Genomic DNA, 12,391 nt, shown 5'->3' on the forward strand with positions numbered 1-12,391 from the left:
TCGGCGATGTAGCGGCGCCACGGCACCGTGACCATTCCGGCGAGGAACCCGGCGTACGGGTTGCCGGCCGAGGCGACCTCGACGTGCCCGTTCCACACCCGGCGCTCGAGGTGGGTGGTGAGCTGCTCACGCAGGAACACCAGCGCGTCCGGGTGCACGATGACCCGGCTGTCCAGCAGCATCTGGTCGCCGGCCGCCTTGGCGAGACCGGCGCGGCGGGCCTCGGCCTGCCGTGCGCGATCCACCGCGAGCGCACCGAGTCGCGCGACCAGCTCGGCCATTCGATGGTGCTCGCCGGGCTGCGCCGGGACACGCTGGCGGAGTTCCTGGGCACCTTCCCGACCCGGCGCGGTGAGTCCTTGTTGGACCGCTTCCACCCGACGAGGGCCGTCGTCGACACCCTCGCCCAGCTCGGCTACTGCTGAGTGCTCCGAGGGGTGTTCAGAGGGCCCGGCGACCGGAGAGGGCGCGGCCGAGGGTGAGCTCGTCGGCGAACTCCAGGTCGCCGCCCATCGGCAGGCCGGAGGCGAGCCGGGTCACCGTGAGGCCGGGGAAGTCGCGCAGCATGCGCACCAGGTAGGTGGCGGTGGCCTCGCCCTCGGTGTTCGGGTCGGTCGCGATGATCACCTCGGTGACCTCCTCCGCGCCGATCCTGGCCAGCAGCTCGCGCATCCGTAGCTGTTCGGGTCCCACGCCGGAGAGCGGGTCGAGCGCGCCGCCGAGCACGTGGTAGCGGCCGCGGAACTCGCGGGTGCGCTCGACGGCCAGCACGTCCTTGGGTTCCTCGACGACGCAGAGCACCGAGGGGTCCCGCCGGGCGTCCCGGCAGATCCGGCAGCGCACCTGCTCGGAGACGTTGCCGCAGACCTCGCAGAACTGCACGCCCTCCTTGACCTTGCCGAGGATCTCCTGCAGCCGGGAGAGGTCGGCGGGGTCGGCGGCCAGCAGGTGGAACGCGATCCGCTGGGCGCTCTTCGGTCCGACACCGGGCAGTCGGCCGAGCTCGTCGATCAGGTCCTGGACGACACCTTCGTACAACTGCTACTGCCCGGGGAGTCCGAGCCCGCCGAGGTCGGGCATACCGCCACCGAGCCCGCCGGCGAGCGGGCCGAGCTTCTCCTCGGTGAGCTTCTGCGCGCTCGCCGTGGCGTCCCGCACCGCCGCGACCACCAGGTCGGCCAGCGTCTCGGTGTCCTCGGGGTCGACCACCTTGGGATCGATCGCCAGGCTCTTCAGCTCGAGCCCGCCAGACACGGTCGCGGTGACCAGCCCACCGCCGGCGCTGCCGGTCACCTCGGTCTCGGCGAGCTCCTGCTGTGCCGCGAGCAGTTGCTCCTGCATCTTCTGCGCCTGCTGCAGGATCTGCTGCATGTCGGGCATTCCACCGCCGGGTTGCACCATGATTCGGCTTCCGATCCTCGAACTGGTTGGCACGTGCCTCCAGCCTAGCGGCTGCCGGTGTGGCACCGTGTCGGCGTGCGACGTCTCGCGATGCTGGTCGCGGCGGCCGGCTGCCTGGTGGCGGCCTGCTCGGCCGCCCCGGAGTCGACCGGAGCGGCGGTCGTGCCGTCCCCGGCCACGTCCTCCGCGCCGGCGCTGTCCCCGTCGGTTCCTCCGTCCACCGTGCCGGAGCGGGCGGCGCCGCTGGTCGTGCTGGATCCCGGGCACAACGGCGGCAACGCGCGGCATCCCGGGGAGATCAACCGCCCGGTGCCGGCGGGGCGCGGGCGGACCAAGGCATGCAACACCACCGGCACGTCCACCGACGCCGGGTATGCCGAGCACGCGTTCACCTTCGACGTGGCGCGGCGGGTCGGTGAGCTGCTCACCGCGCGGGGCGTGCGGGTGGCCTACACCCGCACGGACGACGAGGGCGTGGGGCCATGCGTCGACGAGCGGGCGCGGATCGGGAACGCCGCGGGGGCCGACGCGGTGGTGTCGATCCACGCCGACGGCTCCCGCGCGGCCGGGGCGCATGGCTTCCACGTCGCGTACTCGGCCCCGCCGCTGAACGACGCGCAGGGCGAGCCGGCGCTGCGGCTGGCCAGGGCGGTGCGGGACGGGATGCGCGACGCCGGGCTGGCGGTGGCCGGCTACCTGGGCGAGCGCGGCCTGGCGGCGCGGGACGACCTGGCCGGGCTGAACCTGTCCACCCGCCCGGCGGTGCTGGTGGAGTGCGGGAACATGCGCGACCCGGCGGAGGCGGCGGCGATGTCGTCCGCGGCGGGCCGACAACGCTACGCCGAGGCGATCACCACCGGCATCGCCGCCTACCTGGACCGCTGACCCGGACTCAGCACCCGGCCCCGCCCCTCGAAGAACACCCCGAAAAAACGCCCGAAACGCCGCAAAGGTGGGAAAACGCCGAAAACGCCGCGAGTTCGCCTTACCCCATCCCCCACCCGCTCCTGGGGGCCGGCCCCGCTTCCAGCCTACCCAGGACAGGGGCCACGGAAGGGGAGCGCGGAAATCTGTGGATCACTAATGGGGGATGTGGACAACTGGCGCGGGATCGGAAGGTGCACATCAACAGCTGGCACTGGTCCCCGACGACGGCCGGCCGCCTATACGCCTGGATGATCCGCACCTTCCGCACCAGGCTGCACCGTGCTGCACCGGGCCTCGCCGGGCTGCACGGCGCCCCACCGGGCTGCACCACTTCCCGCTGAGCTCAACCGGGCTACACCACGCTCTGCCGAACTACACCAGGCCCGCACCACACCGCACTGGGCTGCGCCAGTCTGCGCTGGGCTGCACCGCGCCCCGCCGAACTGCACCAGGCCCACACCGCACTGGCCTGCGTCAGCCTGCGCTGGGCTGCACAGTGCTGCGCCGGTCGCACCGGGCTCATGTCCACAGCGGACAGAACGCGGGCAGCGCGGCGTCGTCCAGCGACTCCTGCGGTGACGAGCGCCGGCTACTCCCGGGTGCTTCGGAGCGTGGAGCGCCCACGTCGGGGTCAGTCCAGCGGGCGGGCGCCCAGGTGCTCGGACAGCAGGCGGTGCGCGGTCTCGTCCGGATCCTCCGCGGTGGAGGGCACGGGCGCAGGGCCACCGCCGTCGGGGTCGTCCGCCCAGCCAGCGGCGTGCAGGTCCTCGTCGTCCTCCGGCTCGGGGGGCAGCGGGATGTCCGGCTCCCCCTGCGCCGGCGCCGGGCGCCGGGCGGGGGGCGCCGTTCGCTGCGCCTGCTGCTGTGGCTGCTGCTGCCGTGGCGGCTCCCGGCGCGGATCCTCCCGCCGCGGGGCCTCCCGCCGGGCGTCGTCCCGGGGCGGTTCCTGGCGGGGCGCGCTCCGCGGGCCGCTGGAGGGTCGCGGCGACGTCGGGCGGGCCGTGGCCTGCCCAGCCGCCCCACCGCCGTGCACGCAGCGCACCTGCCAGCTGCCGCCGAACAGGTCGTGTATCGCGTCGACGATGTGCCGCGTGCGGGACTCCTGGTCGAGCTGGCGCATCAGCGGCGCGGTGGGCATGGACAGCACCAGCGTCTCGCCATCCACGTCGTGCAGCGTCGCGTTCTGCAGCAGCACCAGCGTCGGCTTGTGCCGCTCGCCGACCTTGCGCAGCAGGTCCGGCCAGACCCGGCGGATCTCGGTGGCGTCCAACCCGCCACCCGTCGACGCGGGCTGCTCGGCGGGGGCCGGCTGCTCGTGGTCGGTTCCGGGGTCCGGCGCCGGCCGCGCGGGACGCTCCGCCGGCGCGCTGACCGGGGGCGCCGGCTCCGACCCCGTCGCCGCACGCGCTGCCTCCGCACGCGGTGTCCCCGGTCCCGGCTTGTCCGGACCTGGCGTCTCCTGACCCGCGGGCTCGGGGCCGGACGGAGCCTCGCGGCGCTGGGAGGGCCGCTCGAAGCTGCGCGGCGCACCTGCCGGACTCGGCGCGCCGTCCTGGGCCGCCGGCGCCGCACCGCCACCGGCGGTGACCCGGCGCTCCAGCCGCTCGACCCGCTGCAGCAGCGCGGCCTCGTCCTCGGCCGCCGAGGGCAGCAGCATCCGCGCGCACAGCAGCTCGAGCAGCAGCCGGGGCGCGGTGGCGCCGCGCATCTCGAGCAGCCCGTTGTGCACGATCTCGGCGTACCGGGTGAGTGTCGCCGGCCCGATCCGGCGAGCCTGCTCGACCATCCGGTCCAGCTCCTCGTCCGGCACGGCGACGAGGCCCAGCCGGCCGGCGTCCGGCACCGAGCGGAGCAGCACCAGGTCGCGCAGCCGGTCGAGCAGGTCGGTGGCGAACCGCCGCGGGTCGTGCCCGGCCTCGGCGAGCCGCTCGACGGTGCCGAACACCGCGCCGGCGTCGTCGGCGGCGAGACCGTCGATCATGTCGTCGATGAGGGTGACGTCGGTGACCCCGAGCAGCGCGACGGCCCGCTGGTAGGTGACGCCCTCCGGGCCGGCGCCGGCGAGCAGTTGGTCGAGGACCGACTGGGTGTCCCGCGCCGAGCCGCCGCCCGCGCGGATCACCAGCGGGTAGACCGCGGGCTCGACCGGGATGTCCTCCGCCGCCACGTTGCGCTCCAGCAGCTCCCGCATGGCCTTGGGCGGGATCAGCCGGAACGGGTAGTGGTGGGTGCGCGAGCGGATGGTGGGCAGCACCTTGTCCGGCTCGGTCGTGGCGAAGATGAAGATCAGGTGTTCCGGCGGCTCTTCGACGATCTTGAGCAGGGCGTTGAAGCCCTGCGTGGTGACCATGTGCGCCTCGTCGATGATGAAGACGCGGTAGCGGGACTCGGCCGGCGCGTAGAAGGCGCGGTCGCGCAGCTCCCTGGCGTCGTCGACGCCGCCGTGGCTGGCCGCGTCGAGTTCGGTGACGTCGACGCTGCCCGGCCCCTCGGGGGCGAGCGCCCGGCAGGAGTCGCACGTGCCGCACGGGTCGGGGGTGGGGCCCTCGACGCAGTTGAGCGAGCGGGCCATGATCCGCGCGCTGGACGTCTTGCCGCAGCCCCGCGGGCCGGAGAACAGGTAGGCATGGTTGATCCGCCGCGCGGCGAGCGCCGTGCGCAGCGGTTCGGTCACGTGCTCCTGCCCGACGACCTCGGCGAAGGTCGCCGGACGGTACTTTCGGTACAGCGCGAGTGCCACGCCGCGAGACTACCGGCCCACCCCGACACCCACCCGCCCGCGTTCCCGCGCCCGCTCCGCTTCCAGGTGGCGGCGCGTGGGGTCCTCGACTTGGGGCCTTGCTCGGCGCCCCCGGGGGGTGGGCGGGGTGCACCGTCCCTTTCCCCTTCTGGGGCCGGCAGTGTCTGACGGGGTGGGGCTCGCCTCAAGGGCGCCTTCGGCGTCGCTGCGCGATTCGCTTCGCTCACCCTGGACCCGAGCCCCACCCCGCCAAAGCCGGCAAGGACGAAGGGGACGGGGGAGAACCAAGGCGACCAACACCGAAGGTGACACACCACGAAACGTGCCCAGCGCGCCCAACCCACCCCGCAGGTGGTACCAGCGAGCGAGCGCAGCGAGCAAAGCGATCAAGAAATGCCGCCCCGCCTTAATGCGGAACTCATCGTCCCGAACGCAGGTTTCGCGGTCCCGAACGAAGATCACGTGCCCAGCCACCCGACGGGCGGCACGTCGCGAACGAGCGCCAGCGAGCGAAGCGACAAGAAGACGTGGAACCCCGCGTGATGCTGGTTCACGATCAACGTCACCAGCGCTCGCCCAAGGCGAGGAGCTCGCACCGTGGGGGGTGTGGGGGGCTCGGCCCCCCACTGCGGACACGTCACCGGGAAGGTGGCCGTCAGGCCAACGAACAGGCGGAATGGGGACCCCGCGCACCCGTCAGAGCCTGCTTATCCTTGCTGCCTTCCGGCCCTGGGGAGGTTCACAGGGTGGACGCCGCGCGGGGTCCGGGGGCCAGTGTACTCAGGTGTCGCGGCGGTACTGGGCGGGGGAGGTGCGGGTGGCCGGGTCCTCGTACGAGCCGGGGCGGCCGCGGTCGACGTGGAAGGTGGTCAACGTGCGGACCGGGGAGTCGGGGACCCTGCGGTCGCCGATCACCCGGAGGTGAGTGCTCCACCGGCCGGGTGTCACCTCGTAGAGGTCGTAGCCGTAGTGGTTGCCCTCGAAGTACTTGAGGTGCGGGTTGGCCCGTCCCATGACCGGGCCGTTGGTCGCGTTCCATTCCGGCGAGTAGGCGCCGGAAGAGATCGAGTGGGCGGTGAACTCGGTGCCGATCACCGGCGCGGAGGGGTCGTCGAAGTCGGGGCGGATGTCGTCGACGAAGGCGGAGTGCCAGTCCCCGGTGATGACGACGAGGTCGGGCATCCCGGTGTCGTGCACGTGGGTGAGCACCTCGGTCCGCTCGGCACGGAAGCCGTCCCACTGGTCGGTGAAGTAGTAGCCGCCGCCCGTTCTGGCCAGCTGGCTGAGCATGATCGAGTTGACCCAGCAGTGCCAGCCGTCCCCCGCGGTCGAGATCCGGTCGCGCAACCACGCCTTCTGCTCGGCGCCCAGGATGGTGCCGTCCGGCAGGTTCTGCTCGGAGCGGTACTGCCGGAGGTCCAAGATGGACAGATCGAGCAGGTCGCCCCAGCGGCGCTCCCGGTACACCCGTGGCGTGGTCGGGTGGTCCGGCCGCACCGGCATGTGCTCGTACCACGCCTGGTAGCCGGCGTCGCGCCGGCGGCGCAGTGAGGGCCGGGTGCCGCTGTAGTCGTTGACCACCTCGTGGTCGTCCCAGGTGACGAACCAGGGGTGCGCGGCGTGCGCGTCCCGCAGCGCCGGGTCGCCCTTGTACAGCGCGTGCCGCCGGCGGTAGGCGGGCAGGGTCGTCACCGCGGGGCCCTCGTGGTCGCGCACGTGGTCGCCGCCGACCTTGCCGTGCTCGTAGATGTAGTCGCCGAGGTGCACCACGAAGTCGAGCCGCTCGCTGGCGATCCCCCGGTGCGCGGCGTAGTAGCCGTCGTGGAACGCCTGGCAGTTCGCCGAGGCGAAGCGCACCCTGCCGACCCTGCCGACGGGCGCCGTCCTGGTCCGGCCGACCCGGCTGGTCCGGCCGCGCGCCGAGAACCGGTAGAAGTAGCAGCGGCCCGGCTCGAGTCCGGTGACCTCGACGTGCACGCTGTGCCCGAGCTCGGCGCCGGCGGGAGCGGTGCCGGCGGCGACCCGGCGGCGGAACCCACGGTCGGCGGCCACCTCCCAGCCCACCTCGACGGTGTCCGGCAGCGGCTGGGTCTCCGCCAGCGGCTCGGGCGCCAGCCGGGTCCACAGCGCCACGCTGTCCGGCAGCGGATCGCCGGACCCGACGCCTAGCGTGAACGGCGGCTCGTCCCACCGCGCGCCCAACGCCACCGCGGCCTCGGTCGCCTGCGCGACGGTCAGCCGGCCGGACAGCGGCCAGGCCAGCCCCAGCGCCCCCGCGGCCGCCGCGCCGCGCAACAGATCCCTGCGGTTCACTGCCATTCCGCATCTCCCTCGGTCGAGTCGTGCCCCGGACACCGAACCGGCCGCACGTTGCCACCACCTGGCACCCGGGTGAACCGTGGCGGAACTCGCGCTGCAGAGGTCAGGGGCAGGCCGTAGGAATTGAGGCCCTGGCGGCCACCGTGCTGATAGGATGCGGCTCGCGATGCGGGGCACGCTTGAACGTGGCTTGGCCGCGCGAGCGCACGTTGCTCCTCTCGACCCGTTCGCCACACCACTGAGTCGCCTCTACCTTGAGCCCTTCTAGTCCGAATAGAAGTGTCGCCCTCTTGTATTCACCGTATTGGCAACACGAACTCCAAAATCAAGATCTTCCTCGGCAACAGCAGTGACGTCGAACCCGGAGACTGTCAGGAGAACACCTTCATCGACTTGGTACTCAACTCGAACAAATACCTCGCTACCGCTCCTAACCACCAACACCCGCCTCGCGCCGTCCCGCTCGAACGCTGCGGAAACGCGATCGGACAACTCAATCCTTCTATTGTTGACTTGCAAGTAGACACTGTCTCGACACCGGTCTAAGATCACCGTCTCGCTGCCCAGATCTCCGAAAAGTCCAGACACATCCTCCCGTCTTGGCAATCCGCTTAGCTCGAACCGCTGCAAATCATTTGTTTTCCTTCTTGCCGCAAGTTTCGCAAATCTGCAAACTTTCGCGATCCCCAGACTGTCCCACTGAGGCGATGAGCCGCCACTTCCCACTCTCTGGATCCCACTTGTAGACGTTGCCGTCTTCGTGGATCACGGGCCGTGGCAGGCTTCCGGCGAGTTCAGACGGAGGCTCGTCGCCCACTGACTGCACGACGGGCGAACTTGGATCGACGAACTTGCTCTTGAACTTGCGGTAGACGTCGTTCAGGTCCTGCACTCCGTCGGTGACACTCGACACCACCTCGGCAGGAACGTTCGGGTTCGACGAAACCACGCCCCCGGCAAGCACCAGCTCCATCGCCGCCCGAGGAATCGCGATCGCTACGTTGATCGCCCTTGCCCGAGCATCGATACGAGCCTTGATACCGGGTGGTGGCGGTGGTGGAGGCGGAACCAGTCGAACGAAGCGCGTTCGACCGCCGAATGCGCCTACCCGCCCGTATCGCCCGGCCTTACCTCGTCCAACGACGCCCCCGTGGCCGACCGAGCGCCAGGTCCCGCTGTTGGCCGCCCGCCCGAAGGGCTCCCCGTGCTGCCCCAGTAGAGCGGTCCCACCAGTAGCTGGCGGATCGACGCTCCCGTCGGGTCATAGCCTGGAATGGGAGTCGGCGCAGGACCTGGCCTGGGCCTCGACAACATCGAGCCGAGCACCGCGGCTCCCCGGAATACCAGCACCGCCGTGTTGACGGCGGCCGCGGTGCACAGCGGTAGCGCGACAGCGCACACCGCCGGCACCAGGTGGCCGTCGGGGTCGATGTGGTTGGTGGGGGAGCCGAGGGCGTAGGTGTAGCGGTTGCCGGCGATGGAGGGATTCACCGGCAGGTCGATGTTGTCCCGCGCGGTGAAGGTGCCGGTCTCCGGGGCGTTCCAGCGGGCGCCCATGTCCACCGCACCGGTGTCGGGATCCGTGTAGTCGGACTGGTAGCCCAGTGCCGAGCGGGCACCCGACGCGGCCAGCACGCGGCCGAACGGGTCGAACGACGCCGACCCGGCCAGCCGGCCCGTCGTCGGGTCGAGTCCGGCGACGACGTCCTGGTGCCGGTCGGTGACGGCCAGCTGACCGGCACCACCGACGGACTGCGCCAGCGGGTCGCCGCCCGCCGGGGCTCGTCGGCCGTGGAACCACCGGTTCCCCGCCCGACGGGCCCCGGCTTGGTGTCGGAGGCCTTCCTCCGCCCGATGCCGGTGACCGCCGACGTAGCTCAACACCGGCTGTTCCCTCAGGCGGGCGGCCGGGTTCACGGGGTGTTCGGGAGGGCCGGCTAGCGTCCGGCGGCGGGTGAAGGGAGTCCGGATGAGAGCCGGAAGGGTGTTGCTGGCCGTCGTGGTGTTGGTGGGGGCGTTGACGGGTGCGGCGCCGGCCCACGGCGGAGTGCCCGGTGCCCTGCGGGTGTTGACCTGGAACGTCTACCTCGGTGGGCACGGCGTCGGCCCCGACAACCTGGACGACCTCCTCGACCAGGTCGTCGAGCTCCGCCCGGACGTCTTCTTCAGCGTCGAGACCTACGGGTCCGGCCCGCGGATCGCGGAGGCGCTGACCCGCCGGGCCGGCAAGGGCGGCTACACCGGCGTCCAGGTCACCGACCACCCCGCGGGGCGGGACAACCTGTGGATCTTCACCCGCTTCCGGGTCACCGAGGTGTTCGACGCGGCCGCCGGGCTCAGCGGCGACTTCCACTTCGGCGGCGCCCGCGTCCAGCCCCGGCGCGGCCCGGCGCTCAACCTGTTCGCCCTCTGGCTCCCCTACACCAACCCGTGGAACGGCTACCTGGTCGACGAGAACGCCGCGGGCGTCCGCGCCGGCCTGCCGCCCCGGCACTCCGCCGCCGACGTGGCCCACGCCGAGCGCGCGCAGACCGACCACATCACCGACATCGTCGACCGCCGGCTACCGGCCATGCTCGCCGGCAACACCGACCCCGTGCTGATCGGCGGCGACCTCAACACCCTCCCCGCCGACGACTGGACGCCGCGCTGGGCCGGCTGCCCCCACCACTTCGGGATGAGCTACCCGCTCCGCGCCACGCGGGTCCTCACCGACGCCGGCTTCGTCGACACCTACCGCGCCGCCAACCCCGACGCGTGCACCCACCCCGGCGCCACCTGGAGTCCGCTGCCCACCGAGCGGCTGATCACCGAGCAGCGCATCGACCTCACCTTCGCCCGCGGCCCGCTCGAGGTACGCCGCGCCTTCGTGGTGGCCGAGCGGATGCGCCGGCACGGCCCCGGCACCTTCTACTCCGACCACGCCGCGGTCGTCACCGACCTCGCCCTGCCGCGCTGACGGCCTCCCGCTCCGCATGATCGACGAGCGCGTAATCCAGGTGTGACCTGCCTCACTTGAGCCCCGCCGCGGGGCGGAACAGTGCGGGTGGCTACCCGGGAAGATCGAACTGGCCGGCCTTGACGGCCGCGACGAACGCCGCCCACTCGCGACTGTTGAAAACGAAAACCGGACTGTCCTCGAGCTTGGTGTCGCGCACCCCGACCATCCCGCGGCGGCCAAGGTTCACCTCGACGCAGTTGCCGCCGTTCGGCTCGCTGGCGAAGGACTTCTGCCAGGTCGCGGCATCGAACAGGGATGCGGCGGTGCCGGGGTCGTACTCCGCCCGCGCGCCAGTGTCGGCCATAACCGCTACCTCCGTGCCCATCTCGTGGAGGGGTGCGAGCCTGTGGAACGCGCCCTCATCACCGTGCCCCGAACATCTGCCACCCGCGGTATGCCTCCGTCCGAGCGACATCGCCGCTCGCGACTCGACAGTGTGATTAATCTGCGAGTAAGATTATTACTAACCGGTACACCTCTTCCGCGCAATCCGATCGCACGTGACGAAGGGAACACCGGCCACAGGCGCTACAGACTGGGGAGGACATATGAGCGCTCCATATCCGCCGGCCGTCACAGTACGTCACATTTCCGGTACAAGCCGCAGCGCGGCTAGGCTGGCTGGGTGATCTTCCGTGGCCGTTCGACTGAACATTGACGCGCATCGTAACGCAAAGTCACGAATTGCCGCCGCGGCGGCCGACCCGGGGCCGACCTGCGGATCCGTGGCGCGGCTGCGGGACCGCTTCGGGCTCAGCCTCCGCCGAATCTCCTTCCGGAACTCCGGCGACTCCTGGCTGGAGGACCTCGACGACGAGCGCCGGCAACTCGCCGCCAGGGCGCAGGCGGCCTGGCAGGCCCGGCCGATGCTGTTCGACGACCAGGGCGACCTCCGCCTGCTGCTCCGCGGCCAGGCGGTCGCCAGGGGCATCTGACCGGCCGAGCACCACGGCGCCGGGCCGGCACCGGCCCGGCGCCGCTCAACCGTTCATCTGGTCGCGGTAGAGCTCGGCCATCTCGCGGAGGAACTGCCGGGTCTCGTCCCGCTCCATCGCCGCGCCGCGCAGCCGGTCCCAGGAGTCGACGAACAGCTGGAAGTCCTTCACGTCGTCGAGGTAGAGCCCGCCGGCGGAGTGCTCCACGTACACGAAGTCCCTGGTCCGGTCGGGGAACCGCATGATCGTGAAGTCGTTGGGCACCGACGCCAGCTTGGCCTCGAACGGCAGCACGTGGACGTAGACCCTGGGCCGGGCACCGAGCTCGAGCATGTGCTCGATCTGGTCGAGCATCACCGCGGGGGCCCGCCCGCCCGGCGCCCTGCGCAGCGCGGACTCGCTGAGGATGAACCGGTAGTACGGCGGCTGCGGCTGGTCGAAGACCGCTTTGCGGTCGAGCCGGTTGCGCACCAGCGAGGTCACGTCCGTGGCGCCGAACTCGGTGAACTGCTTGAGCATGTAGTGCTCGGACTGCAGCGGCCCGGGGATCCGCTCGCCGTGCCAGGTCATGATCTCCGCGGCGGCCGGCTCGAGGTCGGTGAACGTGCGGAACCAGTGCGGGACGACCGAGCGGTAGCCGGACCACAGACCACGCTGGCCCGCCGCGGCCCGCGCCAGGTTCATCAGCGTGTCGGCCTCGTCGCCGGTCACCCCGTAGGCGTCCAGCATCGTGCGCACGTCGCCGAGCTTGACCCCGACCGCGCCCGACTCGATCTTGTTGATCTTCCCCTGGGTGCAGCCGAGCACGTTGGCGACCTGCTGCTGGGTCATCCCCGCGGCGGTGCGCGCGTGCCGCAGCTCGTTGCCGAGCTGCTTCCGCCGCGAGGTCACCGTGCTCGCCATCTACCGGCCTCTCACCAGCGCACCACACCTCACTCCGGATGATCGAGTCTTCGCAGGCCATGACGTTACCTTCTCCGGGCCGCCAGTTCGAGCCCGACGCCCACTCGTCCACTGTGGACCCCACGCCCGGCCGAGGTCGCCGCGCACCCCGCGACGGGGATAGCC

General features: G+C 71.6%; 12 protein-coding genes and 1 other RNA gene. 4 read left to right on the top strand and 9 right to left on the bottom strand.

Translation table 11 applies throughout. The annotated features are described in order from the left end of the window. Positions 1–83: 83 nt before the first annotated feature. Positions 84–425 (top strand): hypothetical protein, encoded by a 342-nt coding sequence (locus tag BM051_RS30485; RefSeq protein ID WP_092529764.1) that lies wholly within the window; start codon positions 84–86, stop codon positions 423–425. A gap of 16 nt (positions 426–441) precedes the next feature. Here BM051_RS30485 and recR read toward each other — a convergent pair whose 3' ends face one another. Both recR and BM051_RS09705 read right to left on the bottom strand, forming a co-directional pair. After that, positions 442–1,038 carry a recombination mediator RecR gene (gene recR, locus BM051_RS09700; RefSeq protein WP_092529765.1) on the bottom strand — a complete coding sequence of 199 codons (597 nt, stop codon included), beginning with the start codon at positions 1,036–1,038 and terminating at the stop codon, positions 442–444. Between the two features lie 3 nt (positions 1,039–1,041). Further along, on the bottom strand, positions 1,042–1,401 hold the full coding sequence (locus BM051_RS09705; protein WP_092529766.1) for a YbaB/EbfC family nucleoid-associated protein: 360 nt from the start codon (positions 1,399–1,401) through the stop codon (positions 1,042–1,044). 90 nt (positions 1,402–1,491) lie between these two features. Here BM051_RS09705 and BM051_RS09710 point away from each other — a divergent pair, with 90 nt between their 5' ends. Further along, the gene (locus tag BM051_RS09710; RefSeq protein ID WP_092529767.1) at positions 1,492–2,286 is read left to right on the top strand and encodes an N-acetylmuramoyl-L-alanine amidase; all 795 of its coding nucleotides are present in this window, start codon (positions 1,492–1,494) and stop codon (positions 2,284–2,286) included. Positions 2,287–2,959: 673 nt separating this feature from the next. Here the strand turns inward: BM051_RS09710 and BM051_RS09715 are convergent. The 5 genes from BM051_RS09715 to BM051_RS09730 all read right to left on the bottom strand — a co-directional run bounded on the left by BM051_RS09715 (position 2,960) and on the right by BM051_RS09730 (position 9,271). After that, entirely contained in the window at positions 2,960–5,068 is a 2,109-nt protein-coding gene (locus tag BM051_RS09715) for a DNA polymerase III subunit gamma and tau (RefSeq protein WP_092529768.1), read from the bottom strand. 674 nt (positions 5,069–5,742) lie between these two features. Next, an RNA gene (gene ffs, locus BM051_RS09720) (signal recognition particle sRNA small type) lies at positions 5,743–5,837 on the bottom strand. 11 nt (positions 5,838–5,848) lie between these two features. After that, positions 5,849–7,387: an alkaline phosphatase D family protein gene (locus BM051_RS09725; protein WP_092529769.1), complete on the bottom strand. Its 1,539-nt coding sequence runs from the start codon at positions 7,385–7,387 to the stop codon at positions 5,849–5,851. A 631-nt stretch (positions 7,388–8,018) separates the two neighbouring features. After that, entirely contained in the window at positions 8,019–8,360 is a 342-nt protein-coding gene (locus BM051_RS28400; protein ID WP_134046115.1) for a hypothetical protein, read from the bottom strand. Between the two features lie 131 nt (positions 8,361–8,491). After that, positions 8,492–9,271, bottom strand: coding sequence for an RHS repeat-associated core domain-containing protein (locus BM051_RS09730; RefSeq protein WP_166677677.1), 780 nt, complete (start codon positions 9,269–9,271; stop codon positions 8,492–8,494). An 85-nt stretch (positions 9,272–9,356) separates the two neighbouring features. Between BM051_RS09730 and BM051_RS09735 the strand changes: the two genes are divergently transcribed. Further along, on the top strand, positions 9,357–10,346 hold the full coding sequence (locus BM051_RS09735) for an endonuclease/exonuclease/phosphatase family protein (protein WP_092529771.1): 990 nt from the start codon (positions 9,357–9,359) through the stop codon (positions 10,344–10,346). Positions 10,347–10,437: 91 nt separating this feature from the next. Here BM051_RS09735 and BM051_RS09740 read toward each other — a convergent pair whose 3' ends face one another. Continuing rightward, entirely contained in the window at positions 10,438–10,692 is a 255-nt protein-coding gene (locus tag BM051_RS09740; RefSeq protein ID WP_092529772.1) for a DUF397 domain-containing protein, read from the bottom strand. Between the two features lie 421 nt (positions 10,693–11,113). On the opposite strand from BM051_RS09740, the gene BM051_RS09745 reads away from it, so the two are divergent. Next, positions 11,114–11,323: a hypothetical protein gene (locus BM051_RS09745; protein WP_092529773.1), complete on the top strand. Its 210-nt coding sequence runs from the start codon at positions 11,114–11,116 to the stop codon at positions 11,321–11,323. Positions 11,324–11,368: 45 nt separating this feature from the next. Here BM051_RS09745 and BM051_RS09750 read toward each other — a convergent pair whose 3' ends face one another. Next, positions 11,369–12,226 carry a helix-turn-helix domain-containing protein gene (locus BM051_RS09750; protein WP_092529774.1) on the bottom strand — a complete coding sequence of 286 codons (858 nt, stop codon included), beginning with the start codon at positions 12,224–12,226 and terminating at the stop codon, positions 11,369–11,371. Between the last annotated feature and the right edge of the window lie 165 nt (positions 12,227–12,391).

The organism is Amycolatopsis arida, assembly GCF_900115565.1.
GTDB lineage: Bacteria > Actinomycetota > Actinomycetes > Mycobacteriales > Pseudonocardiaceae > Yuhushiella > Yuhushiella arida.

What these genes read in the sequence shown, in the direction of transcription:
- BM051_RS09705 (WP_092529766.1), bottom strand. Translation starts at nt 1,401, where the DNA reads ATGGTGCAACCCGGCGGTGGAATGCCCGACATGCAGCAGATCCTGCAG.
- BM051_RS09710 (WP_092529767.1), top strand. Translation starts at nt 1,492, where the DNA reads ATGCTGGTCGCGGCGGCCGGCTGCCTGGTGGCGGCCTGCTCGGCCGCC.
- BM051_RS09725 (WP_092529769.1), bottom strand. Translation starts at nt 7,387, where the DNA reads ATGGCAGTGAACCGCAGGGATCTGTTGCGCGGCGCGGCGGCCGCGGGG.
- BM051_RS28400 (WP_134046115.1), bottom strand. Translation starts at nt 8,360, where the DNA reads ATGGAGCTGGTGCTTGCCGGGGGCGTGGTTTCGTCGAACCCGAACGTT.
- BM051_RS09735 (WP_092529771.1), top strand. Translation starts at nt 9,357, where the DNA reads ATGAGAGCCGGAAGGGTGTTGCTGGCCGTCGTGGTGTTGGTGGGGGCG.
- BM051_RS09740 (WP_092529772.1), bottom strand. Translation starts at nt 10,692, where the DNA reads ATGGCCGACACTGGCGCGCGGGCGGAGTACGACCCCGGCACCGCCGCA.
- BM051_RS09750 (WP_092529774.1), bottom strand. Translation starts at nt 12,226, where the DNA reads ATGGCGAGCACGGTGACCTCGCGGCGGAAGCAGCTCGGCAACGAGCTG.